At 65.0% G+C, this 22,290-nt stretch carries 24 protein-coding genes and 2 pseudogenes; 17 read left to right on the top strand and 9 right to left on the bottom strand.

Annotated features, from left to right (window positions below):
• The 3 genes and pseudogenes from IVA82_RS33770 to IVA82_RS33760 all read left to right on the top strand — a co-directional run.
• Positions 1-167, top strand: a pseudogene (locus IVA82_RS33770) (IS701 family transposase); the annotation flags it as partial.
• 372 nt (positions 168-539) lie between these two features.
• Positions 540-1,940, top strand: a complete 1,401-nt coding sequence (locus IVA82_RS33765; RefSeq protein WP_247385112.1) for a selenium-binding family protein — start codon at positions 540-542, stop codon at positions 1,938-1,940.
• 83 nt (positions 1,941-2,023) lie between these two features.
• Positions 2,024-2,617, top strand: a complete 594-nt coding sequence (locus tag IVA82_RS33760; protein ID WP_247385114.1) for a hypothetical protein — start codon at positions 2,024-2,026, stop codon at positions 2,615-2,617.
• 3 nt (positions 2,618-2,620) lie between these two features.
• On the opposite strand, the gene IVA82_RS33755 is transcribed toward IVA82_RS33760, so the two are convergent.
• Genes IVA82_RS33755 through IVA82_RS33745 form a run of 3 tightly spaced genes read right to left on the bottom strand, consistent with a single transcriptional unit; the run spans position 2,621 to position 5,187 of the window.
• The gene (locus IVA82_RS33755) at positions 2,621-3,319 is read right to left on the bottom strand and encodes a DUF1045 domain-containing protein (RefSeq protein WP_247385111.1); all 699 of its coding nucleotides are present in this window, start codon (positions 3,317-3,319) and stop codon (positions 2,621-2,623) included.
• A gap of 18 nt (positions 3,320-3,337) precedes the next feature.
• Entirely contained in the window at positions 3,338-4,531 is a 1,194-nt protein-coding gene (locus IVA82_RS33750) for an alpha-D-ribose 1-methylphosphonate 5-triphosphate diphosphatase (RefSeq protein ID WP_247385110.1), read from the bottom strand.
• Complete coding sequence (locus IVA82_RS33745) at positions 4,528-5,187, bottom strand: chloramphenicol acetyltransferase (protein ID WP_247385109.1); 660 nt, start codon at positions 5,185-5,187, stop codon at positions 4,528-4,530. Before IVA82_RS33745 ends, IVA82_RS33750 begins: the two co-directional genes overlap by 4 nt.
• Before the next feature lie 176 nt (positions 5,188-5,363).
• Here IVA82_RS33745 and phnC point away from each other — a divergent pair, with 176 nt between their 5' ends.
• From phnC to phnE (IVA82_RS33725), 4 genes are all read left to right on the top strand, one after another.
• Complete coding sequence (gene phnC / locus IVA82_RS33740) at positions 5,364-6,173, top strand: phosphonate ABC transporter ATP-binding protein (RefSeq protein WP_247385108.1); 810 nt, start codon at positions 5,364-5,366, stop codon at positions 6,171-6,173.
• A gap of 62 nt (positions 6,174-6,235) precedes the next feature.
• Positions 6,236-7,171: a phosphonate ABC transporter substrate-binding protein gene (gene phnD, locus IVA82_RS33735; protein WP_247385106.1), complete on the top strand. Its 936-nt coding sequence runs from the start codon at positions 6,236-6,238 to the stop codon at positions 7,169-7,171.
• Positions 7,172-7,245: 74 nt separating this feature from the next.
• The gene (phnE, locus tag IVA82_RS33730; protein ID WP_247385104.1) at positions 7,246-8,130 is read left to right on the top strand and encodes a phosphonate ABC transporter, permease protein PhnE; all 885 of its coding nucleotides are present in this window, start codon (positions 7,246-7,248) and stop codon (positions 8,128-8,130) included.
• Positions 8,127-8,975 carry a phosphonate ABC transporter, permease protein PhnE gene (phnE, locus tag IVA82_RS33725; RefSeq protein ID WP_247385103.1) on the top strand — a complete coding sequence of 283 codons (849 nt, stop codon included), beginning with the start codon at positions 8,127-8,129 and terminating at the stop codon, positions 8,973-8,975. The genes phnE (IVA82_RS33730) and phnE (IVA82_RS33725) overlap by 4 nt, the downstream gene beginning before the upstream one ends.
• A 199-nt stretch (positions 8,976-9,174) precedes the next feature.
• Here the strand turns inward: phnE (IVA82_RS33725) and phnF are convergent, their stop codons facing one another.
• Positions 9,175-9,906 (bottom strand): phosphonate metabolism transcriptional regulator PhnF, encoded by a 732-nt coding sequence (phnF, locus tag IVA82_RS33720; protein ID WP_247385101.1) that lies wholly within the window; start codon positions 9,904-9,906, stop codon positions 9,175-9,177.
• 107 nt (positions 9,907-10,013) lie between these two features.
• Between phnF and phnG the strand changes: the two genes are divergently transcribed.
• From phnG to IVA82_RS33675, 9 genes and pseudogenes are all read left to right on the top strand, one after another.
• Positions 10,014-10,478: a phosphonate C-P lyase system protein PhnG gene (phnG, locus tag IVA82_RS33715; RefSeq protein WP_247385100.1), complete on the top strand. Its 465-nt coding sequence runs from the start codon at positions 10,014-10,016 to the stop codon at positions 10,476-10,478.
• Positions 10,479-10,482: 4 nt separating this feature from the next.
• Entirely contained in the window at positions 10,483-11,091 is a 609-nt protein-coding gene (gene phnH, locus IVA82_RS33710) for a phosphonate C-P lyase system protein PhnH (protein ID WP_247385099.1), read from the top strand.
• A gap of 4 nt (positions 11,092-11,095) precedes the next feature.
• Positions 11,096-12,210, top strand: a pseudogene (locus IVA82_RS33705) (carbon-phosphorus lyase complex subunit PhnI).
• Positions 12,207-13,103: an alpha-D-ribose 1-methylphosphonate 5-phosphate C-P-lyase PhnJ gene (locus tag IVA82_RS33700; protein ID WP_247385094.1), complete on the top strand. Its 897-nt coding sequence runs from the start codon at positions 12,207-12,209 to the stop codon at positions 13,101-13,103. Before IVA82_RS33705 ends, IVA82_RS33700 begins: the two are co-directional and overlap by 4 nt.
• Positions 13,096-13,893: a phosphonate C-P lyase system protein PhnK gene (phnK, locus tag IVA82_RS33695; protein WP_247385092.1), complete on the top strand. Its 798-nt coding sequence runs from the start codon at positions 13,096-13,098 to the stop codon at positions 13,891-13,893. Before IVA82_RS33700 ends, phnK begins: the two co-directional genes overlap by 8 nt.
• 22 nt (positions 13,894-13,915) lie before the next feature.
• Positions 13,916-14,614 (top strand): phosphonate C-P lyase system protein PhnL, encoded by a 699-nt coding sequence (phnL, locus tag IVA82_RS33690; protein ID WP_247385091.1) that lies wholly within the window; start codon positions 13,916-13,918, stop codon positions 14,612-14,614.
• Between the two features lie 15 nt (positions 14,615-14,629).
• A complete protein-coding gene (locus IVA82_RS33685) occupies positions 14,630-15,787 on the top strand; it encodes an alpha-D-ribose 1-methylphosphonate 5-triphosphate diphosphatase (protein ID WP_247385090.1) in 1,158 nt (385 codons plus the stop codon).
• Entirely contained in the window at positions 15,784-16,380 is a 597-nt protein-coding gene (gene phnN / locus IVA82_RS33680; RefSeq protein WP_247385089.1) for a phosphonate metabolism protein/1,5-bisphosphokinase (PRPP-forming) PhnN, read from the top strand. The genes IVA82_RS33685 and phnN overlap by 4 nt, the downstream gene beginning before the upstream one ends.
• Positions 16,381-16,402: 22 nt before the next feature.
• On the top strand, positions 16,403-17,014 hold the full coding sequence (locus IVA82_RS33675; protein WP_247385088.1) for a pyridoxamine 5'-phosphate oxidase family protein: 612 nt from the start codon (positions 16,403-16,405) through the stop codon (positions 17,012-17,014).
• 249 nt (positions 17,015-17,263) lie between these two features.
• Here the strand turns inward: IVA82_RS33675 and IVA82_RS33670 are convergent, their stop codons facing one another.
• Entirely contained in the window at positions 17,264-17,995 is a 732-nt protein-coding gene (locus IVA82_RS33670; RefSeq protein ID WP_247385087.1) for an SDR family NAD(P)-dependent oxidoreductase, read from the bottom strand.
• Positions 17,996-18,382: 387 nt separating this feature from the next.
• Between IVA82_RS33670 and IVA82_RS33665 the strand changes: the two genes are divergently transcribed.
• On the top strand, positions 18,383-18,586 hold the full coding sequence (locus IVA82_RS33665; protein WP_247385086.1) for a hypothetical protein: 204 nt from the start codon (positions 18,383-18,385) through the stop codon (positions 18,584-18,586).
• Between the two features lie 78 nt (positions 18,587-18,664).
• Here IVA82_RS33665 and IVA82_RS33660 read toward each other — a convergent pair whose 3' ends face one another.
• The 4 genes from IVA82_RS33660 to IVA82_RS33645 form a co-directional block, all read right to left on the bottom strand.
• The gene (locus IVA82_RS33660; protein ID WP_247385085.1) at positions 18,665-19,168 is read right to left on the bottom strand and encodes a DUF6496 domain-containing protein; all 504 of its coding nucleotides are present in this window, start codon (positions 19,166-19,168) and stop codon (positions 18,665-18,667) included.
• Between the two features lie 67 nt (positions 19,169-19,235).
• Positions 19,236-20,018, bottom strand: a complete 783-nt coding sequence (locus tag IVA82_RS33655; RefSeq protein WP_247385084.1) for an alpha/beta hydrolase — start codon at positions 20,016-20,018, stop codon at positions 19,236-19,238.
• Between the two features lie 4 nt (positions 20,019-20,022).
• On the bottom strand, positions 20,023-21,318 hold the full coding sequence (locus IVA82_RS33650) for an O-acetylhomoserine aminocarboxypropyltransferase (RefSeq protein ID WP_247385083.1): 1,296 nt from the start codon (positions 21,316-21,318) through the stop codon (positions 20,023-20,025).
• Between the two features lie 252 nt (positions 21,319-21,570).
• On the bottom strand, positions 21,571-22,215 hold the full coding sequence (locus IVA82_RS33645) for an IclR family transcriptional regulator C-terminal domain-containing protein (RefSeq protein ID WP_247385081.1): 645 nt from the start codon (positions 22,213-22,215) through the stop codon (positions 21,571-21,573).
• Between the last annotated feature and the right edge of the window lie 75 nt (positions 22,216-22,290).

Below are 22,290 nucleotides of genomic sequence, written 5' to 3'. Positions count from 1 at the left end.
ACGAGTTCGGGCTGGATCACAACGAGAGCAGATCCTGGCATGGCTGGCACCGTCATGTGTCCTTGGTGATGCTCGCCTTCGCCATGATGGCCGCGATCCGCCATCGCGCTAATCCGCCACCGCCCAAAAAAACCAAACGTCGCCCCCCGGCAAAAGCCAAAGCATAACCACGCCGCCACTGATCCGTTGGTCAATCCAGGAAATCCGCCGCATTGCCATCAGACTCGCTCGAAAGCGTATTCAACCCGCACGCATCATCGCATGGTCTTTCTGGCGCAGAGCTCATCAGGCTGCCGCTCAACGCGCTCATGTCAAATCAAAAAGACAACTGTAATGCTAGCCTGATCCGGCCGGCTTCCCTCTGGCTGAAGGCGTCGAATTAACGCGGTTCGGGCGGTTTCCCGCAGCCTGGCGATGACGTATTATACGCTCGCCGACCAGGCCGGCGGAGCGTCTCAAGACATCGCGGGCCAGTTCTTTGATTATGCCGCTATCCCGAGCCAGGTTGGAGCGAACCGACGAAACAGGGAGGCAGTGCCATGACGATGAGGCCGGATCCCACCTTTCACGCATCGCCCAAGCTTGCGATGGAAGCACCTGCAGAGAACTTTGCCTACACGTTGCTGCTCAGTCCGGATTTCTCAAAACCGGATGCTCTCGCGGTCATCGACGTCAAGCCGGGATCGCCGACCTATAGCCAAATCGTCCACACCGTGACGATGCCCAACAAGGGCGATGAGTTTCATCACTTCGGCTGGAATGCCTGTTCCTCCGCCTTGTCGCCGCTCGCCGGACATGCCTTCATCGAGCGGCGCTATCTGATCATCCCCGGACTGCGCTCGTCGCGGATTTACATCATCGATACCAAGCCCGATCCGACCAAAGCCAAAATCCACAAGATCATCGAGCCTGAGGAAGTCTTCAAAAGGACCGGCTACTCGCGACCGCATACCATCCATTGCGGGCCGGACGGCATTTATGTGAGCACGCTGGGCGGCGGCGGCAAAGACGGCACCAACGGGCCTCCGGGCGTCTTCATCATGGATTGCGAGACGTTCGAAGTCCTTGGACGATGGGAGATCGACCGCGGTCCGCAGACGCTGCACTATGATTTCTGGTGGAATCTGCCGCGCGACTACATGGTGACGAGTGAATGGGCGTTGCCGCCGCAGTTCGAGAACGGGATCGTCCCGGAAGATCTGCTGGCGAACAAATATGGCCATCGTCTCCACTTCTGGGATCTCCGCGCCCGTCGCAACGTGCAGACCATCGACCTCGGCGCCAATCATCAGATGGCGCTGGAGGTACGGCCGGCGCACGATCCGGTTCGCGAATACGGCTTCGTAGGCGTTGTGGTCGACACCACCAATCTCGAAGCATCGATCTGGACCTGGTGGCGAGAAGGCGGAAAATTTCACGCGGAGAAGACGGCGACGATCCCGCCCGAGCCCGCGTCAAAGGAGAAGCTCCCGCCGCTGCTCCAGGGCTTTGGCGCCGTGCCGCCGCTGGTGACCGACATCGACCTGTCGATGGATGATCGTCTCCTATATGTCTCGTGCTGGGGCACGGGTGAAATGCGCCAGTACGATGTGAGTGATCCGCGCAAGCCGAAGCTTGCGGGCTCGGTTCACATCGGAGGCATCGCGCGTCGCACCCCCCATCCGAACGGCAAGGCATTTGCGGCCGGCCCGCAGATGGTCGAGATTAGCCGCGACGGCAGGCGCGTGTACTGGACCAATTCGCTCTATTCCAGCTGGGATGACCAGTTCTATCCCGACGGCGTTCCGGGTGTGGAGGTCATGGCCAATGTCGGTGGCAATGGCGGCCTCGAGCTCAATAAGGACTACTTCGTGAGCTTCCCCGACGGATATCGTGCGCACCAGATCAGGCTGGAGGGCGGCGATTGTTCGACGGACTCCTTTTGCTACCCATCGGCCTAGATTGGGGGAATGCGAGCCCGGCGCTCGGCTGGCTGTGGCTCGCTCTTGTCGCGAGCGGTCTCTATCACGGGGTTAATCCGGGAATGGGCTGGCCGCTCGCCGTTTCGGCCGGGCTCATGGACAAGAACCCGCGCGCGCTCTTTCGTGCGTTGTGGGCCCTGGCGGCCGGACATCTGCTGGCAACACTTCTCGTGCTGCTGCCATTCGCGTTCCTGCTCGTGCTGGCCGAGTGGCAGCGTTCGATCCAACTCGGCGCGAGCCTTCTCGTCATCGGCTTCGGCGTCTATCGGCTAATCGAGCGGCGCCATCCGCGCACGCTGGCACGAATTCCGCCAACGCAACTGGCGCTCTGGTCATTTGCCGTTGCCATTGCTCACGGCGCCGCCTTGATGCTCGTGCCGATCTATCTCGGGCTTTGCCAGGCCTTCGAACTTGATGCGGGCCATCAGGCCGCCGGCGCGCTGATGAAGGCAAGTCTCGGGATGGCGGTACTGGTGTCTTTGGTGCACGTTGCCGCCATGATCAGCGTTGGCGGATCTCTGGCGTGGCTGGTCTACCGCTATCTGGGATTGAGGTTCGTCTCGCGAAGCTGGTTCAACCTGGATGCGATCTGGGCGACCAGTCTCATTCTGGTTGGCGTCGTCGCGCTCGTCTTCAATCTCGCGAGCTGGCACTGAAGCCTACCGCGGCAAAGCCCACTCGCCCACAATGCGGAATCTTGCCTTGTCGTCATCCTGCCTGAACAGCGCAATGCGATCGATCGCGAGCGTATCGACACCGAGCGCTGCAAACCGCGCTCGCAGCATCTCGAGAATCGGCCCGCGCCGCTCCGCATCCAGCCGGCCCGTCAGCGTCATGTGGAAGCGGAATTCTTCCATCACATAAGGGTAACCCCACCGGTCGAGATAGTCGCGCTGCCGCTCGCTCAGCTTCTCCGGCTTGCGCCGCGCGCGGTCCTCCGCCGATAAGGGTGCGCGGAAGGAATCGAAATCGCGGACGCAATCCGCGGCGAGTTCTTGAAGCGTAACGACCGGCTCGGCCGGAATCACCGCAATGAAGCCGCTGATGGAATCCACGACCGGCCGGATCCTCGGGATCGTCCGCGCCTTGCGGGCGAATGCCGCGCAGGCGGCCGTCAGTTCGGCTTCGGTCCTGTCGGGGGGCAGCGCCATCGGTGCCTTCAGCGTGCCGTGAAAGCCGTATTTGCGCGGATCGGCGGTGACGTCGTGCCAGTCCGGCGCGACATGCAACGCGTCATCGGGAAAGGACAACTCGCCGCCGGTATGGGCGTCGTAGCCCAGCAGCTCGGCGCCGAAGCGGGAGAGGGCGCTGTCGGCGCCGGCGTCGAAATAGATCGCGTAGCGGGGAAAACCTGTCATTGCCCGAGCATAACCGATCTATGCCGCGACGACAGTCTCGCGCGGCATCGCCGCCGCGCTGAGCAGCCGCGTCGCATCGGTGAGATGCACGAGCTTGCCGCCGGCGATCACGGCGATGAGCTGCGGCCGCAGCGGCACCGTGTCGTCGACCAGCAGAATGTCGGCACGGCGCCCCGTAGCCAGCATGCCGCGATCGGTGAGGCCGGTCGCGCGCGCAGGGGCCGCGGAGACCAGATCCCAGGCCTTCGTCAGCGGCAACACGCCGTCGGCGGCGAGCCGGAACGCGGCGAGCAATGGCGCGGGATAGTAGTAGTCCGACGCCAGCACCGAGCAGAGGCCCTTGGCGATCATGTCGGATGCCCTGGTCCAGCCGGTGTGGCTGCCGCCGCGCACCACGTTCGGCGCGCCGTAGACGATGGCATCGCCGGCGGCCGCGGCGGCGCGTGCCGTTTCCTCGGTGACCGGAAATTCGGCGATGGTCGCGCCCATGGCGCGATACGCCTGGCGCATGGCCGGCGTCGCGTCGTCATGCGAGAGCATGCGCACCCGGGCTGCGCGGGCCGTGGCAGCCAGCCGCGCAACCGAAGCCGGCACGTCACCGGCGCGCGAAAGCACGTGCTCCACCAGCCGGTCAAACGCCTCGCTCGACAATCCGGTGCGCTCCACCATGCGATTGCGCTTGCGCGGCTTGGCCATGTCGCCGACCGTGCCATCCATGTGGTCGTTGAAGGCGAACAGGTCGACGCGGCCCTCAGTGAGCCATTGGCTCATCTCCTGCTCGACATCGAGATTGTAGGTCTCGTGCCGCAGATGGAAGCGAGTGTCGGCAGCAAAATGCGGACGCTGGGGCTCGATCGCCTCCATCAGGCTTCGCGCATTGTCGGCGCAGCGTAGCCCCGGCTCCCAGGAACAGGTCGTCGCGTGGAATACCGTGGTGATGCCGTTGCTGATCGCCTGGCGATCACTGTCGGCGAGCGCGACGTCGATCGGGAAGTCGACGCCGGCGCGCGGCATCATCTGCCGCTCGAAGGCATCGCCGTGCAGATCGACGATGCCGGGCAGCACCAGCAGGTCGCGCGCATCAATCGCTAGCCGCGCACGGCCGCGAGCCGCGCCAACCTGCGCAATGTCCGTTCCCGACACGAGAAGCGAGGTTTCGACGAACTCGGTGCCGATCTTGGCCCGGCCGCCCTCGAGGAAAATATCTGTCACGCGACCGCGCTTCGTTTGTCTGAAGGGGAATTCTCCCGTGCTTCGTATGTCGAGAGGAAATCTTCAATCCCGAGCTTGCGGAAATCGGGCAGGGCCTCACGCAATTTGTCGTGATCCCAATCCCACCAGGCGAGTCTGGCGAGCCGCCCCGCGACGTCCTCCGAGAACCGGCGCCGCACGATGCGCGCCGGATTGCCGGCGACGATGCTGTAGGCCGGCACGTCCTTGGTGACGATGGCGCCGGCCGCGATCACCGCGCCGGTGCCGATGTTGCGGCCCGGCAGCACGATCGCGCCATGACCGATCCAGACGTCGTGGCCGATATGGACGTGATGCTGGCGCCGCCAGTCGAAGAATTCGGAATCATCGCTCTCGCCTTCGAAATAGGCGCTCGAACGATAGATGAAATGCGCCTGCGTGGCGCGGTGCATCGGATGATTGCCGGGATTGATGCGCGTCATCGCCGCGATCGAGCAGAACTTTCCGATGGTGGTGTAGGTGATCTGGGCGTCGTTCACGACATAGGAGTAATCGCCCATCGAGACTTCATGCAGAATGGTGCGCGCGCCGACCTCGGTATAGGCGCCGAGTCTGGTCTCGTGCAGCTTCGCTGTGGAATCGATGGTCGGTTGGACCGATAGCGATTTGGCTGCCATGGTGGATCCGGACTGCAGGAGGCGGGACGTTCCTCTTCGAGTGGCTTGGTGACAATGTCATGACGCGCTGATGACAGGGGATGAAGCTGTGTAGCATCGCCGCACCGCAGCGTCGGTGTCACACAAGTGTCAAGCACCGGCGTTAGCGGTGGCAGCCAGCTACTCTGGAGCCCTGCATGCTGGTGGTGGAAGGTCTGACGTGTCGCTTCGGCGTCAAAGCCGCCGTGGACGACGCTTCATTTCAAATTTCTCCGGGCGGCTTCGTCGGTGTGATCGGACGCTCCGGCGCCGGCAAGTCGACGCTGCTGCGGACCATCAACCGCCTCGTGACGCCGACACAGGGCCGCATCCTGTTCGACGGCGTCGACGTGACAGCGCTGCGCGGCAAGGAGCTGCGGCAGTGGCGCGCCCGGTCGGCGATGATCTTCCAGCAGTTCAACCTGGTCGGCCGGCTCGACGTCCTGACCAATGTCCTGATGGGACGTCTGGCAACGATGCCGGCCTGGCGCTCGCTCACGCAGACCTGGCCGGAGCAGGACAAGGCGCTGGCGATGTCGGCGCTCGAACAGTTCGATATCGCCTCGCTCGCGGCCCAGCGCGCCGACCAGCTCTCGGGCGGCCAGCAGCAGCGCGTGGCGATCGCCCGCGCGCTGGTGCAGCAGCCCGACATCATCCTGGCCGACGAGCCGATCGCCTCGCTCGATCCGCGCAACACCAAGATCGTGATGGATGCGCTTTTGCGCATCAACAAGCACTTCGGCATCACCGTGCTCTGCAATCTGCATTCGCTCGATCTGGCGCGCAGCTATTGCGATCGCCTGATCGGCATGGCGCAGGGCCGCGTGGTGTTCGACGGCGCGCCCGCCGCGCTGACCGAGCATGTCGCGCGCGAACTTTACGACCTCGAAGCCGCCGACGTCATGGGCGGGGCGCCCGTGCCGGCGCCCGAGGACATTCCCGCGCTTGGAACGGCAGCCGCTGCCTGAGCTGCGCACACCAGTACTTACCCGTTTTGCGTCAACCGACTCCAACCGATGAAGAGAGTTTCATGATCACTCGCAGACTCATTCTTGCCGGCGCCGCTGCGCTGGTCCTCACGACTTCAGCCTCCGCCGACGACTGGAAAGCCAAATATCCCGAGCTGACTTTCGCCGTCGTGCCGGCTGAAAATGCTTCCGGCGTTACCGAGCGCTGGGCGCCATTCGTGAACTATCTGTCCAAGCAGCTCGGCGTGAAGGTCACGCTACGCATCGCCAACGACTACGCCGCTGTCATCGAAGGCCAGCGTGCCGGCAACATCCACATCGCGAGCTACGGCTCTGCCTCGTTTGCGCGCGCCCGCCTGACCGGCGTCAAGACCGACGCCTTCGCCAACGACATCAACGCCGACGGCTCGACCGGCTACTACTCGGTGTTCTTCGTCAAGGCCAGCAGCGCCTACAAGAGCGTGGATCAGCTCAAGGGCAAGAACCTCGGCCTGGTCGATCCGAACTCGACCTCCGGCAACAACGTGCCGCGCTTCGAGCTCGACAAGATGGGCATCGCGGATGCCGACAGCTATTTCGGCAAGGTCGTCTTCACCGGCAGCCACGAGAACGCGATCCTGGCGCTGGCGCAGGGCACGGTCGACGTTGCCACCAACCAGTGGACCAGCGACGACGATTCCACGCTGGCGCAGATGCTGACCAAGGGCATGCTGAAGAATGCCGACGGCTCTGCGATGAAGAAGGACGACTTCCGCATCATCCACAAGTCGGCGCCGATAATCAACGGCCCCTATGCCTACAACTCCGACCTGCCGGAAGAGGCCAAGGTGGCAATCGCCAAGGCGTTCTTCGACGCGCCGGCCAAGGACAAGGCCGCATTCGACCGCCTCTCCGACGGCCAGAAGAAGGGTTTTCATCCCGCCACCACCAAGGATTGGGATGGCACGATCGAACTGATCAAGTTCGTCGATGCGCTCCGTAAGAAGAAGGCGTCCTGAGTTTCGGGACGATAGCACTGGAGCCGGGTCGATGGACCCGGCTCTTTCTCTTTCGACGAGCACCTTTTCAATCCATGACGATCGCCGTTTCGATCCTCCCAGAGCAGCAGCTGACGACGCTCAATGCCGCCTACAGTCGGGCGGTCGCGCGCAGGCGCTGGCGTCTGTTACTTGGAGTGGCGCTGTTCGCCGCCGCCCTGGTTCTCGCCGCGGTCGGCGCAGAAGTGAACCTGCGCACCCTCTTCACCTATTTCGGCAACTTCCTCAGCTATTTCGACCGCATCTTCACGCTCGACAGCGGTCAGCGCGTCTGGACCGATGTCGGCGAATGGCTGTGGGGCTGGCGCAAATGGCTGAAGATGCTGGGCGAGACCCTGCTCATCAGCTATGTCGGCACACTGATCGGCGCGACCTTGGCCTTTGCCCTCAACTTCTTCGCGGCGGAGAATACCTTGCCCGCACCCTGGCTGCGTTTCGTGGTGCGGCGCCTGCTTGAATTCGCCCGCACCGTCCCCGGCATCGTCTTCGCGCTGATCTTCGTGATCGCCTTCGGCCTCGGCCCGATGGCGGGCGTGCTTGCAATCGCGATCCACTCCACCGGCGCGCTTGGAAAGCTGTTCTCGGAGATTGTCGAGAATGCCGACATGAAGCCGGTCGAAGGTATCCGCTCGACCGGCGCGAGCTGGCTCGCTTGCATGCGCTTCGCCGTCCTGCCGCAGGTCACGGCCGGCTATGCCAGCTACGCGCTGCTGCGCTTCGAGATCAACGTCCGCGAAGCCTCCGTGATGGGTTTTGTCGGTGCCGGCGGTATCGGCCAGGAACTCGTCGTCGCCATCCGCAAGTTCTATTATTCGGACGTCAGCGCGATCCTGCTCACCATCATCGTCACGGTTTTCATCATCGACATCGCCACCGGTTGGCTGCGCGGTCGCCTGTTCGGCAAGGAGGCGCGGACGTGACCAAGCCGCAGCGAGTCGACACCGCGCAGCTTCGCGCGCGCTATCCCGATGTGTTCGACCGGCCGGCCTCGGCGCGGCTCGCGACGCCTGCGATGATCGTCGCAGCACTCGCGATCCTGGTGTATGGCTTCGTCGATCTCGATTTCTCGCCGTCGCGCTTCTTTTCAGGCCTCAGCCAGCTCGGCTGGATCAGCCTGATGATGATTCCGCCGGATCCCGGCTCCTCGCTGCCGATCTATCTGAAGGCGCTGGGCGAGACGCTGTCGATCGCGCTGCTGGGCACGACGCTGGCGGCATTGTTCGCGCTTCCGGTCAGCCTGCTCGCCGCGCGCAACGTGGTGCGGTCAAAGATCCTGCGTTTCCCCGTCCGCCGCTTTCTCGATTCGATCCGCGGCGTCGACACGCTGATCTGGGCGCTGGTGTGGATCAATGTGGTCGGGCTCGGCCCGTTCGCCGGCGTGCTCGCAATCGCGGTGTCGGATTTCGGCTCGTTCGGCAAACTGTTCTCGGAGGCGATCGAGGGCGCCGACCAGAAACAGGTCGAGGGCATCCGCGCCTCCGGCGGCAGCGCGCTGCACGAGATCCGTTTCGGCCTGCTGCCGCAGGTTCTGCCCGTGATCGCAGGCCAGGTGCTCTATTTCATCGAATCCAACACGCGCTCGGCCACCATCATCGGCATCGTCGGCGCCGGCGGCATCGGCCTCCAACTCGCCGAGCAGATCCGCGTGCTGGAATGGCAGAGGGTGTCGTTCCTGATCCTGATGATCCTGGTCGCAGTCGCCGCGATCGATTTCATCTCGGGCAAGCTGCGCTTTGCCATCATCGGGCGAAGAGCGGTGGCGTAGATTCTTCGCCGACCACAGTCCTTCTTCCCTCCTCCCCTTGTGGGAGAAGGTGGCGCGAAGCGCCGGATGAGGGGTTGTCTCTTCGAATTCAAATGAGAATTGCGCTCGCGGAGAGAGACCCCTCACCCGGATCGCATCTTACGATGCGATCCGACCTCTCCCACAAGGGGAGAGGTGGACCGCCCGCGTGGCAGCCAGCTCACCCGTTCTCCACCAGAAACTCGACCCGCTCTGCCGCAAAGCGGGAATGCTTGGTCACCAGCGGCTTGCCTTCGAGATCGTGGTCGGTCGCGTCAACCACCAGGATCGGCCGTCCTAGCGGGAGATCGAGGCGCGTGGCGTCGGTTGCGTCGACGATGCCGGCGGTGATCCGGGTCGCGCCGCGGCGGTAGTCGCGGACACCGTAATGCGCGAGCAGTTTTGTCATCGAACGAGTCGCTGCGAACACAGCTCCTGCGCCGGGAAACAATTCCGCCGACAGCCATGTGGTGGAGACGCAGATCGGCGTGCGGTCGGCGAGGCGTATCGCCTCGATCCGGACCAGCGGCGCACCGGTCTTCAAGCCGAGTTCTCGCGCAACCTCGCGGGTCGCGACGTCTTCGGAGGCCTCGATCAGCTGGCCGCGCGGCTCGCGGCCGCCGGCGCCGACGATCTCGGAGAAGCGCGTGCGCGAGCGTAGCGGATAGGCGAGGCGCTGCGCCTCGACATAAGTTCCGCTGCCGCGCTCGGCGCGCACCAGGCCGCGCTCGGCAAGCGCAGCCAGCGCGCGCCGCACGGTGTGGCGGTTCACGCGATAGGTTTCGGCGATCTCTACCTCGCCCGGCAGCTTTTCACCGGCGGCAAAGCGGCCGTCGGCGATGCCGCGCTCGATGCCGTCGGCGACCAGACGCCACAACGCGACGCCGGAAGAAGAGGTGTCCTGCATGCTCATATCGCTGGTCAGCCTAGCCCAGAAATCACAGCTTTGTCACGAAACAGTCATGGCGCTTCCGTATGAAGTTGTCTATTATCATAGACAACTTAAATGCGGCAAGGTCGATGGACGCGGTGACCCAGCACAACAATCATCAAGCCCAGCGCAAGGCCGTCATGGCCGTGCTGGCGCACGCGGAGGCGGGCGAGATCGCCGCTCGCCTCCGCACTCTCGCGCTACCGGGCCATCAGGATCTGCGCGAGCCCGAAAACGGCCTGGTGATGCTACGCGGCCGGGTCGGCGGCGACGGCGCCCCGTTCAACCTGGGTGAGGCGACGGTGTCGCGCGCCGCGGTGCGGCTTGCGAGCGGCGAGGTCGGCTTCGGCTACACGCTCGGGCGGAATAGTGAGAAGGCGCGGCTGATCGCGCTGTGCGATGCGCTGGTGCAGTCGCGGGATTTTTGCGCGTCGGTCGAGCGGGATGTTATCGCGCCGTTGCGCGAGCAGCTTATGATTCGGCGCAAGCAGGCGGCGGCTGAGACCGCCGCGACGAAGGTTGATTTCTACACCATGGTGCGCGGTGAGGGTTGAGGCCATGACCACGATTGCGGAATTGCCGCCGGGTTTCGTCGACAAGGTGCTATCGGCGCAATCGACTTTTCGCTCGGTCATGGACGCGATGGCGCGGCCGGGCTCGGTCCAGCGCATCGTGCCGATGGCAGGGGCGCCCGCTGCGATGATGCGCGGCACGGCTGCGATCGCGCTCACGCTGTTCGATCACGATACGCCGATCTGGCTCGACGCGCGGATGATGGAAAGCTCCGACGTGGTGAAATGGCTGAAGTTCCACACCGGCACGCCGGTCGTGCAGGACTGCTCGATCGCGAGCTTTGCGCTGATCAGCGACGGCGCCACGCTTCCGGCGCTCGAACGCTTCGCGCTCGGCAGCAATGAATATCCGGACCGTTCGACCACATTGATCGTCCAGGTCGATAGCCTGGCTGCCGGACGCGGCTTCGAGTTGCGTGGCCCGGGCATCAATGGCGTCGCGACGCTTCAGGCGGCGATCCGGCCGGCCGATCTGTTCGAGCGGCTGCGTGTCAACGAGGCGCTGTTTCCGCGCGGCATCGACGTGGTGCTGGTGGCCGATGACGCGGTGGTTGCGATTCCGCGCACCGCGCGTGTCGCGAACAAGGAAAGCTAATCACATGTATGTCGCAGTCAAAGGCGGCGAACGCGCCATCGAGCACGCCCATCGCCTGCTGGCAAATGCGCGGCGCGGCGACCAAAACGTTCCGGAGGTCACGCTCGACCAGATCTCGGAGCAGCTCGGCCTCGCCGTAGACCGCGTCATGAGCGAGGGTTCGCTCTACGATCGCGAGCTTGCAGCGCTCGCGATCAAGCAGGCTCGCGGCGATCTGATCGAGGCGATCTTCCTGGTCCGCGCCTTCCGCGCCACGCTGCCGCGCTTCGGCGCGAGCGAGCCGGTCGATACCGGCGCGATGCGGGTGCAGCGGCGGGTATCGTCGACCTTCAAGGACATTCCCGGCGGCCAGATCCTCGGGCCGACCTTCGACTACACGCATCGCCTGCTCGATCCGGCGCTCGCTGAGGGGTTCGTGCCCGAAGTGCCGGCGACGGCCGAAGCCGCAACGGCACCGACGCCGCGCGTGACGGATATTCTGGGCCGAGACGGACTGATCGAGCCCTCGCCGCAGGCAGAGGACGGCGCCAGCGTCGGCGATCTCACCCGCGAGCCGCTGAACTTCCCAGCGGACCGCGACCTGCGCCTGCAAAATCTGGCGCGCGGCGACGAAGGATTCTTGCTGGCGATGGGTTATTCCACCCAGCGCGGCTACGGCCGCAACCATCCCTTCGCCGGCGAAATCCGCTTCGGCGAGGTCGAGGTCGAATTCTTCGCCGAGGACGCCGGCTTCGCCGTGCCGCTCGGCTCCATCGAGCTCACGGAATGCCAGATGGTCAACCAGTTCAAGGGATCGGCGACGGAAGCGCCTTGCTTCACCCGCGGCTATGGCCTCGCCTTCGGCCAGAGCGAGCGCAAGACCATGTCGATGGCGCTGGTCGACCGCGCGCTGCGCGCCCGCGAACTCGGCGAGGAGGCCACAGCGCCCGCGCAGGACGAGGAGTTCGTGATGTCGCATTCCGACAACGTCCAAGCGACCGGCTTCGTCGAGCATCTGAAGCTGCCGCATTACGTCGACTTCCAGTCCGAGCTCGGCCTGTTGCGCAAGCTGCGCCAGGAATTTGCTGAAGCGTTTGCCGAGGCCAACGCGCTGATGCCATGAAGGAGGCCGCGGAATGAACGCGCCCGCCTACAATTTCGCCTATCTCGACGAGCAAACGAAACGAATGATCCGTCGCGCCATCCTGAAGGCGATCTCGATTCCGGGCTATCAGGTGCCGTTCGCCAGCCGCGAGATGCCGATGCCATATGGCTGGGGCACCGGTGGCGTGCAGGTGACCGCCGCGATCCTTGGGCCCAAGGACGTGCTGAAGGTGATCGACCAGGGTTCCGACGACACCACCAACGCGATCTCGATCCGCAAATTCTTCGCCAAGACCGCCGGCGTTGCGACGACGACGGCGACGGAGGATGCAACGGTGATCCAGACCCGTCACCGCATCCCCGAGACGGCGCTGCATGAGAACCAGGTGCTGGTCTATCAGGTGCCGATCCCGGAGCCGCTGCGCTTCCTCGAGCCGCGCGAGACCGAGACGCGGCGGATGCATGCGCTCGCCGAATACGGCCTGATGCATGTCAAGCTCTACGAGGATATCGCCCGCTTCGGCCACATCGCGACCGCCTATGCCTATCCGGTCAAGGTCAATGCGCGCTACGTGATGGACCCGTCGCCGACGCCGAAATTCGACAATCCCAAGATGGACAATTGCCCGGCGCTGCAACTGTTCGGCGCCGGCCGCGAGAAGCGCATCTATGCGATCCCGCCCTATACGCAAGTGGTGTCGCTCGATTTCGAAGACCATCCGTTCGAGCCGTATCGTTTCAACGCGCCTTGCGCCCTTTGCGGCACTGAGAATTCCTATCTCGACGAGATCGTGACCGACGACAAGGGCGGACGGATGTTCGTGTGCTCGGACACCGATTATTGCGAGGGCCGCCAGGCCGCCGGCCATCACGGCAGCCTCAGCGCCGCGCCGTACAAGGAGAGCGCGCAGGAGGGATCAAATGGCTGATCTCGATATGCTTGAAAACGACCAGCCGCTGCTGGTCGCAAAATCCCTCAGCAAGTCCTATGGACGCATCGCCGCGTGCCGCGACGTGTCGTTCGCGCTCTATCCCGGCGAGGTGCTGGCGATCGTCGGCGAATCCGGTTCGGGCAAGTCGACGCTGCTCCAGTTGCTGTCGGGCCAGCTCGCGGCCAGCGGCGGGCAGGTGTCCTACCGGATGCGCGACGGCGTCACCCGCGATCTTGCCACGCTCGGCGAGGCTGAGCGACGCTTCCTGTTCCGCACCGATTGGGGTTTTGTGCACCAGGATCCCGCGCAAGGCCTGCGCATGGCGGTCTCGGCCGGCGCCAATGTTGGCGAGCGGCTGATGGCCGTGGGCTGGAACCACTATGGCCGCATCCGCGACACCGCGTCGGACTGGCTCACGCGCGTCGAGATCGACGTCGCGCGCATCGACGATGCGCCGCGCACCTATTCCGGCGGCATGCGTCAGCGCCTCCAGATCGCGCGCAACCTCGTCACCGAGCCGCGGCTGGTGTTCATGGACGAGCCGACCGGCGGTCTCGATGTGTCCGTGCAGGCCCGCCTGCTCGACCTCTTGCGCAGCCTCGTCGCCGAATTGCATCTCGCCGTCATCATCGTCACCCATGATCTCGCGGTGGCGCGGCTGTTGTCGCATCGCGTGATGGTGATGAAGGGCGGCCGGGTCATCGAGACCGGCCTCACCGACCAGGTGCTCGACGATCCCCGCGAGCCCTATACGCAACTCCTCGTTTCCTCGATTCTACCGCCATGAGCCTTCCAACGCGAGCCCTCCGATGACTGCCATGATCGACGTCGCCGACGCCCAGAAGACCTTTACGATGCACCTGCAAGGCGGCATCGAATTGCCGGTGGTGCGCGGCGTGACCTTTCACGTCGACCCCGGCGAGTGCGTCGTACTGTCGGGTCCGTCCGGCGCCGGCAAATCGTCGATCCTGAAGATGATCTTCGGCAATTATCGCTGCGACTCCGGCCGCATCGGCATCCGCCATCGCGGCGCGCTGATCGATCTTGCCACCGCGGAGCCGCGGCAGGTGCTCAACGTCCGCCGTTCGACCATCGGCTATGTCAGCCAGTTCCTGCGCGCGGTGCCGCGGGTTCCGACCATCGACGTCGTCGCCGAGCCGTTGATCGCCGGCGGCATGAGCCGGACCGACGCGCAGGCGCGCGCGGGCAGCCTGCTGCATCGCCTCAACATTCCCGAGCGGCTGTGGCAGCTTCCACCCGCGACCTTTTCCGGCGGCGAGCAGCAGCGCGTCAACATCGCACGCGGTTTCATCTCGGACCTGCCGATCCTGATTCTCGATGAGCCGACTGCCTCGCTTGACGCAGCCAACCGCGCCGTCGTGGTCGAGCTGATCGCCGAGAAGAAGCGCCAGGGCGTTGCCATGGTCGCGATCGTCCACGACGACGAGATACGCCATCTGATTGCCGACCGCGTCGTCGACGTCACCAGCTTTGCCGCCGCGGCCTGAAGGAAAATGAAGGACATGAACGCCAAGCCGAAGGAAACCGTGATCGCCAACGCCAGGATCGTGCTGGCCGACCGGGTGATCGAGCAGGGCTGGCTCGCTCTAGTGGCTGGACGCATTGCCGAGATCGGCGAGGGCAGGGCGCCTGCGGGCGCCGACGACGCCGGCGGCGATCTGATCATGCCGGGCCTGATCGAGCTGCACACCGATCATCTCGAAGCCCACTACGTGCCGCGGCCAAAAGTATTCTGGAATCCGGTCGCCGCCGTCGTGTCGTATGACGGCCAGCTCGCGACCTCGGGCATCACCACCGTATTCGATTCGCTCCGGGTCTGGCGCGAGGACGGCGCGGAGGAAGTCGACGGCCGCGCCGGCACCCTGGCCGCCGCGATCGCGACCGCGCGCGATGCCGATCTCCTGCGCGCCGATCACTTTTTGCACCTGCGCTGCGAGATCCCGATGCCGAGCGTGGTCGAGGAAGCCAGGGAGCTGGTCGGCCGTCCCGACGTGCGGCTGATGTCGCTGATGGACCACACGCCCGGCCAGCGCCAGTTCCGCGACGAGGCCAAGCTGCGCGATTATTACCGCGGCAAGGGCGGCGGCAAGACCGACGCCGAGCTCGACGAGCTATTCGCACGGCGCTTCGAATATCAGAAAGCCTATGCCGCGACCAACATGCGCGAGATCGTGGCGCTGGCGCAGGTGTACAAGATTCCGCTCGCCAGCCATGACGACACCACCGATGAAAACGTCGCGGACGCCGTGCGCGATGGCGTAGCGGTAGCGGAGTTTCCAACTACGATCGAGGCTGCGCGCGGCCTGCATCAGGCCGGCATCGACATCCTGATGGGCGCGCCGAATGTCGTGCGCGGCGGCTCGCATTCCGGCAACATCGCCGCGGTTGATCTCGCCCGCGAAGGCCTGCTCGATATCCTGTCGTCGGACTACATCCCGTCGAGCCTTTTGATGGGAGCGCTGCATCTGCCGGAGCACGTGCCCGCGATTGATCTGGCGGCGGCCATTCGCACCGTGACCAAGGCGCCGGCCGACGCGGTGGGCCTCTCCGACCGCGGCGAGATCGCGGTCGGCAAGCGCGCCGACGTGATCCGCGTGCACATCGCGGGCAGCGTTCCCGTCGTCCGCAGCGTCTGGCGCGAAGGAGGCCGCGTCGCATGAGCGCGACCGTGGTCATGGTGCCGGAACAGGCGGGGACAATCGGACCCGGGCGGCTCGTGCTCGTGGTCGGTCCCAGCGGCGCCGGCAAAGACACCTTGCTGCGGCTCGCGCAGACAGCCTGCATCGATGATTACGACATCGTCTTCCCGCGCCGCGTCGTCACGCGCGAGTCCTCTGCGGCCGAGGACAATATTGCGGTCAGCGCCGACGAATTCCGGTGCGCACTCGATCACGGCGGCTTCGCCGTGCATTGGCAGGCACATGGGCATTCCTATGCCTTGCCGCGGGACATCAACGACGACATCCGTGCGGGCCGGACGGTAGTCGCCAATGTCTCGCGTACCGTGATCGCCATGCTGCGCGGAACTTATGCCAACGTCGTCGTGGTTGCGATCACCGCGCCGCCGGACGTGCTGGCGCAGCGGCTTGCGGCGCGGGCGCGGCTCAGCGATGGCAATATCACAGAACGTCTCGCGCGCAGCGTCGATGACGCATCGGCGGGCGCCGATGTCGCCATCCTCAATGCCGGCAGCGCGGACTATCACAGCCGTCAGCTCGTGCGCGTGATCAGGAACGAAGGCTGGCACGAGTAGTCAGTGTAACCAGGAGAACGGAATGTCGGTGATTGAGACGGTCGAACAGTTAGAGGCCATCTACGGCGCCACCAATGACGCCTCGATCATGAAAGTCGCCGACCACGTCACCGCGCTCTATCGCATCTTCATCGAGAAGGCGCCCTTTGCTGCGCTCGCGACTATCGGGCCGGAGGGCATCGACTGCTCTCCGCGTGGCGATCTGCCCGGCTTCGTTCGTATTCACGACCCGAAGACGCTGATGCTGCCCGATCGGCGCGGCAACAACCGGGTCGACTCCTTGCGCAACATCGTGCGCGATCCGCGTGTATCCCTGATGTTCCTGATCCCCGGCTCCGGCAACGCGGTCCGCGCCAACGGCCGCGCCCATCTCTCAATCGATCCCGATCTGTTGGCTTCCTTCAAGGTCGAGGGCAAGGCACCGCGCAGCGTCATGGTAATGACCGTGGATGAAATCTACTTCCAGTGCGCCCGCGCCATCGTCCGCTCCGACCTCTGGAATCCCGACAGGCACGTCGACCCGAAGACGCTGCCGACACCGGGGCAGATCCTCGCCGAGATGAGCCAGAACAAGGTCGGCGGCGAGGACTACGACCGGATCTGGCCCACGCGCGCTGCAGCGACGATGTGGTAGCTTTTGTCCAGCGGATGGATGGGTAACCCCCTCTCCCCTTGTGGGAGAGGGTGGCTCGCCGCGATAGCGGCGAGACGGGTAAGGGGTATCTCTCCGCGAGCTGATCTTGCAGTTGGTGTGCGCGCGGAGAGATACCCCTCATCCGGCGCCATAGCCGAAGCTTCGCTTCGGCGTTCTTAAGAACGGCGGCCAAAGGCCGCCTATGCCACCTTCTCCCACAAGGGGAGAAGGGAAGACGCAATCATCACTTCAGTTGAACGCCATGCCGCCGCTCAGCGCGATGGTCTGTCCGGTCATGTAGGCGTTGTCGACCAGCAGCATCACGGCCTTTGCTACTTCCTCCGCCGCGCCGAAGCGGCCGAGCGGGATGCGGCTGACGAGTTGCGGCTGCGCGCTCATCATGTCGGTCTCGATCAGCGATGGCGCTACCGCGTTGACGGTGATGCCTTCCTTCACCAGCCGCGCTGCATAGCCGCGCGTCAGGCCCTCCATTCCGGCCTTGGACGCGTTGTAGTGCGGGCCGATCGAACCGGCGCCGCGCGCGGCACCGGAGGAGACGTTGACGATGCGTCCCCACTTCCGCGCGCGCATGGTCGGCAGCACCGCCTGCGTGCACAGGAAGGCGGATTTCAGATTGACCAGGATGGTGCGGTCGAAATCGTCTTCGGTGAGGTCGTCGATGCCGCGCGTGATGGCGATGCCGGCATTGTTGACGAGAATGTCGATCGGCCCGAGTCCGGTCGTGACGCGATCGACCATCGCGGCCACCGCCTCGCGCTGCGACACGTCGGCAGCCACGGCGATCGCGCGCCCGCCGCGCTTGCCGATCTCGTTCGCGAGCTGCTCGGCCTGTTCGATCCGCTCGCGGCAGTTGACCGCCACGGCCGCGCCTGCTTCGGCCAGCGCGCGGCAGACCGCGGCGCCGATTCCGCGCGAGCCGCCGGTGACGAGCGCCGTGCGGCCCTTCAGATCATCCGCCACGTCTGGACCTCCTTTGCATCTGTTCCATGTTGACCGGACGATACCATGACCGGCCGCGCGCTGGCGTTGAACTCATCGCGAGATGAATTCGTTTGCCCGCGCTCGCACCCGGAGAAATGCCGATGCGAGCCACTGGCGATTATGGATAGACATTTCATTGACCGCTCAGGCCAAACGCTCGATATTCAGGGCATCGAAACTGCTCCTTGAATCGAAGCCGCAAGATGAGAACCGTTGACCAGCGTCGTCCTGATGACATGCGTCAGTGCATGACGCGGCGCTGTTTCTCGGCGGCCACCGGCGCCTGTTGTTGTTGACCGCGCCGTAGCAGCGATCTCACACCGCAACATTCAGACAAGAACGCCGAAATCCGGCGAATGAGCAGTCATGTCCCAATCCCAATCGAATGCCTACATCATCGAAATCCACGACCGCGCCGCCGGCATCGTCACCCGCGATGAGCGGGGCTTCCGCTTCTTCTCCTCCGAGCGCCTGTTCGACAGTCTCGAAGGACGGCAGTTCCGCTCGGCGCGCGAGGCCGAGCGCGCCGCTCGCGCCGTGTTGTCCCAGCGCAGCCGTCGCGCGAACTGAAGTCGCTTGGCAGTCGCGGGGCCGATTTCGGCGAGCGATGCGCATCATGAGCAGCGCAAGCCGCGGCCCCGCGTTCGGTCAACTCCGGCGGCGCGCCCTGGTGCTTGCCGCCTTCTTTGCGGCGGCGGAGCGGACCTTGGCGCCCTTGGTGCGGCTTGCCTTGCGGGCGGCGGCCGAGCGGGACGCCGCGCTGCGCTGGCTTGCGGCACGCTTGGTCTGTTTCGACAGCGCGCTACGCGATGCGGTCGAACGCGGCTCCTTCTTCAGCACTCCTTCCACAGCGCGCGAGACACGCGGCCGGCGCTTCGGAGTCCGTTTGCCTTGCCCCACCTCGTAGGCATATTTGGCGCTGCGGCGCGTCGCCTTCTTGGTTCGCCCCTTGCGCGGCGGCGGCAGATCGACGCCGGCGCGGCGCGCCTCCGACAGACCGATGGCGATGGCCTGCCGCGTCGAGCGCGCACCGTGCTTGCCCTTGCGAATTTTGTCGATCTCGTCCTTGACGAATTCGCCGGCCTGCGTGCTCGACGATTTACCGGCACGCTTGTCCTGTTTCGCTTTGCGAATGACTTCTTGTCTTGGCATGGTCCAGTTCCCTCTGAAATTCACAGGGATGTCTGACCGCAACGCGCAAGATGGACGATTGATCCCTTCAGTTCCTCAGCGCAGCCAGCAGTTCATCGGGGCGCTCGGCCATGACCATGTGGCCGGCGCCCGGCAGCACGACCGTCTTCGCGTGCGGGATCGCGGCGGCCAGCGCCTTGCCGGCCTTCGCCGGCGTCATCATGTCCCGCTCGCCGAGAATGAGGGTCGTGGGCACCTTCACGGTCGCGGCAGCGGCAAGCGCATTCGCATAGGAATTGCAGGCGGAGAGATCCTTGAATAGCACGCCCGGCTCGCAAGTCTTGAGCACCGCCTGCGCCCCGCCATGCATCCACAGGCCAGGCGCGAGGCTGCCGCCGAGCTCGGCGCCAAAGCCGAGACCCCAGATCGAAACCATGTCGATCGCGTCCTGATCGTTGGCTTCGGCTGCCTTCAACAGATCCGGGCCGACCGTCATGGTCGTGGCAGTGCCGATCAGGCTCAGCGCGGACACCTTGTCGGGATGCCGCGCCGCGGTTTCCAGCGAGATCAGCGATCCCATGGAGTGGCCGATCAGATGCGCCTTCGCCGCGCCGGCTGCGTCGAGCAGCGCCGCGGTCCAGTCCGCCATCTCGGCGATGCTGCCGAGCGAAGGCCCGGCCGTGCGGCCGTGGCCTGGCAGGTCCGGCGCCAGCACGGCAAAACCGTGATGGGCGAACCAGCGCGTGTGCAGTGCCCAGGTCGAACGATCGAAACCCGCACCGTGGACGAAGACAATTGCGGGCAGGGATGCGTCGAACTCGCGGCCGCCGGTTGCGGCAAACACCTCGGCGCCGTTGACGGAGAGCTTCATGGCTTCAGACCTTTTGCGAGATGCGCAGCGCTTGGTTGAGGTCGTCGATGATGTCGCTCGCCGTCTCGATACCGACCGACAGCCGCACCAGCTCCTCGCCGATGCCGGCGTCCTTGAGCTGTCCGGCGTCCATCTGCTGATGCGTGGTCGAGGCGGGGTGAATCACCAGCGTCTTGGCGTCGCCGACATTGGCGAGATGGCTGATCATGCGCAGCGCTTCGATGAACTTGCGGCCCGCGGGCCGGCCGCCCTTGATGCCGAACGAGACGATCGAGCCGGCGCCGCGCGGCAGCAACTGTTTTGCGAGCTGATAGTCGGCGTGATCTTCCAGCGAGGGATGCAGCACCCAGTCCACGGCCTTGCTAGCCTTCAGCGCCGTCAGCACCGAGTGCGTGTTCTGCATGTGGCGATCCATGCGCACCCCGAGCGTCTCGATGCCCTGGAGCAGCTGGAACGCGTTGGTCGGCGACAGGCAGGCGCCGAAATCGCGCAGGCCCTCCGTTCGCGCCCGCATGATGAAGGCTGCCGTGCCGAACTGCTCGTCGAAGACGATGCCGTGATAGCCGCCATAGGGCTCGGTCAGCACGCCGAACTTGGCGGAGGCGCGCCAGTCGAAGCGGCCGCCGTCGATGATGGCGCCGCCGATCGCGATACCGTGGCCGCCGATCCATTTGGTCGCCGAATGCATGACGATATCGGCCCCAAGCTCGATCGGCCGGCTGAGATAGGGCGTGGCAAAGGTGTTGTCGATCAATAGCGGGATCTTCGCGTCATGTGCGATCGCAGCGACCTTCGGGATGTCCAGCACCTCGAGCCCGGGATTACCGATGGTTTCGCCGATCACCAGCTTGGTGTTCGGCTTGATTGCCGCGCGGAACGCGTCGAGGTCGCGCGGCTTGACGAAAGTGGTGGTGATGCCGAAGCGCGGCAGCGTGTGCGCCAAGAGGTTGATGGTGCCGCCATAGAGCGAGCTCGACGCCACGATATGGTCGCCGGCGCTCAGCAGCGTCGCGATGGCCAGATGCAGCGCGGCCATACCGCTCGCGGTGCAGATCGCGCCGACGCCGCCCTCCAGCGCCGCGAGGCGCTCTTCGAGCACGGCCGTGGTCGGATTGGAGATGCGCGTGTAGATGTGGCCGGCGCGCTCCAGATTGAATAGTGCCGCGGCGTGATCGGAGTCCTGAAAGACATAGGACGTGGTCTGGTAGATCGGCACCGCGCGGGCGCCGGTCGCGGGATCCGGATGCTGGCCCGCATGCAGGCTCAGGGTTTCGAAAGCGGGCGGCTTGGGCGCGGGCATGCTCGGCCTCGTTGGATGGTCGGCGATGGCGGCCCTTGTGCCACAAAAAGGCGCGGCACGTCAGCCCATTGACTATTCACAGAAGGTCGTCGTGCCCAGGCTTGTCCCGGGCATCCACGTTCTTTGTGTCATGGGGAAAGGCGTGGATGGCCGGGACAGGCCCGGCCATGACGCTGTGGTAGCTTCAGTGTGATCTACGCTCAGCTCATATGCGATTGACTTATCACAGGCGGGCGAAGGGGCCGCGCAGCGCTAGCGGAGACTGCCGCCGATGGCCTCCTCAATCGATCGGGCCTCCCGCAGCAGGATTTCCGCAACCTCCTGCTCGCGTCGCGGGCCGAGGCGCGTCCGCACGGCGGACACCGTCATCGCCGCGGCCGGCTGTCCGTCCGGGGTCTTGATCCAGGTCGAGATCGATTTCGTGCCCTGCACCAGGCCAATCTCTCTCATATTGTATCCGCGCCGCCTCGCCGTGGCGATCTGGCTCAGTACCGTCGCGGCGTCGGTCCGGTAGGCTTCGAACCGCTTCTCATTGGCGGCGACGATCTTTCGCGCGTCCTGCGCCGGCATGGCGGCAAGGATTGCAACGCCTGCGCTGCTGACGCCGAGCGGGCGTCGCGCGCCAACCTCGATCGACAGCACCTGGATCGGATAGGCGCCGATCCTGCGATCGACGCACAGCGTGTCGTTGCCGGTCCGCACCGTCAGGAACAGCGTGTCGCCGATTTCGGTGGAGGCGCGCCGCAGCGAAGGGCCTGCGGCGACCAGCAGCGGCGAGGGCCGCGCGCGGGCCAGCGCCAGCTCAGGGACCTGGTTGCCGATGGCGTAGCGGCCGGTCTTATCGTGCCGTTCGACGATGCCTTCCTCGATCAGAGAGCCGGCTCCGGAAATCTGCACAGGACGTTAAGTGGAGTTTCTGCCTGACGACGGGCACGATAGGCCCGCGAATCAGGAGAGACGATGAGCAGACGA

Source organism: Bradyrhizobium sp. 142 (assembly GCF_023074015.1).
Classification (GTDB): domain Bacteria; phylum Pseudomonadota; class Alphaproteobacteria; order Rhizobiales; family Xanthobacteraceae; genus Bradyrhizobium.
The sequence above is the reverse complement of the archived record's forward strand: the minus strand, read 5'-3'. Positions and strand labels throughout refer to the sequence as shown.

What these genes read in the sequence shown, in the direction of transcription:
- IVA82_RS33650 (WP_247385083.1), bottom strand. Translation starts at nt 21,318, where the DNA reads ATGCCCGCGCCCAAGCCGCCCGCTTTCGAAACCCTGAGCCTGCATGCG.
- phnC (WP_247385108.1), top strand. Translation starts at nt 5,364, where the DNA reads ATGCTGGTGGTGGAAGGTCTGACGTGTCGCTTCGGCGTCAAAGCCGCC.
- IVA82_RS33660 (WP_247385085.1), bottom strand. Translation starts at nt 19,168, where the DNA reads ATGCCAAGACAAGAAGTCATTCGCAAAGCGAAACAGGACAAGCGTGCC.
- IVA82_RS33765 (WP_247385112.1), top strand. Translation starts at nt 540, where the DNA reads ATGACGATGAGGCCGGATCCCACCTTTCACGCATCGCCCAAGCTTGCG.
- IVA82_RS33655 (WP_247385084.1), bottom strand. Translation starts at nt 20,018, where the DNA reads ATGAAGCTCTCCGTCAACGGCGCCGAGGTGTTTGCCGCAACCGGCGGC.
- IVA82_RS33675 (WP_247385088.1), top strand. Translation starts at nt 16,403, where the DNA reads ATGTCGGTGATTGAGACGGTCGAACAGTTAGAGGCCATCTACGGCGCC.
- IVA82_RS33745 (WP_247385109.1), bottom strand. Translation starts at nt 5,187, where the DNA reads ATGGCAGCCAAATCGCTATCGGTCCAACCGACCATCGATTCCACAGCG.
- phnD (WP_247385106.1), top strand. Translation starts at nt 6,236, where the DNA reads ATGATCACTCGCAGACTCATTCTTGCCGGCGCCGCTGCGCTGGTCCTC.
- phnG (WP_247385100.1), top strand. Translation starts at nt 10,014, where the DNA reads ATGGACGCGGTGACCCAGCACAACAATCATCAAGCCCAGCGCAAGGCC.
- IVA82_RS33755 (WP_247385111.1), bottom strand. Translation starts at nt 3,319, where the DNA reads ATGACAGGTTTTCCCCGCTACGCGATCTATTTCGACGCCGGCGCCGAC.
- IVA82_RS33700 (WP_247385094.1), top strand. Translation starts at nt 12,207, where the DNA reads ATGAACGCGCCCGCCTACAATTTCGCCTATCTCGACGAGCAAACGAAA.
- IVA82_RS33685 (WP_247385090.1), top strand. Translation starts at nt 14,630, where the DNA reads ATGAACGCCAAGCCGAAGGAAACCGTGATCGCCAACGCCAGGATCGTG.
- phnK (WP_247385092.1), top strand. Translation starts at nt 13,096, where the DNA reads ATGGCTGATCTCGATATGCTTGAAAACGACCAGCCGCTGCTGGTCGCA.
- IVA82_RS33665 (WP_247385086.1), top strand. Translation starts at nt 18,383, where the DNA reads ATGTCCCAATCCCAATCGAATGCCTACATCATCGAAATCCACGACCGC.
- phnF (WP_247385101.1), bottom strand. Translation starts at nt 9,906, where the DNA reads ATGAGCATGCAGGACACCTCTTCTTCCGGCGTCGCGTTGTGGCGTCTG.
- phnH (WP_247385099.1), top strand. Translation starts at nt 10,483, where the DNA reads ATGACCACGATTGCGGAATTGCCGCCGGGTTTCGTCGACAAGGTGCTA.
- IVA82_RS33760 (WP_247385114.1), top strand. Translation starts at nt 2,024, where the DNA reads ATGGGCTGGCCGCTCGCCGTTTCGGCCGGGCTCATGGACAAGAACCCG.
- phnE (WP_247385104.1), top strand. Translation starts at nt 7,246, where the DNA reads ATGACGATCGCCGTTTCGATCCTCCCAGAGCAGCAGCTGACGACGCTC.
- phnL (WP_247385091.1), top strand. Translation starts at nt 13,916, where the DNA reads ATGACTGCCATGATCGACGTCGCCGACGCCCAGAAGACCTTTACGATG.
- phnN (WP_247385089.1), top strand. Translation starts at nt 15,784, where the DNA reads ATGAGCGCGACCGTGGTCATGGTGCCGGAACAGGCGGGGACAATCGGA.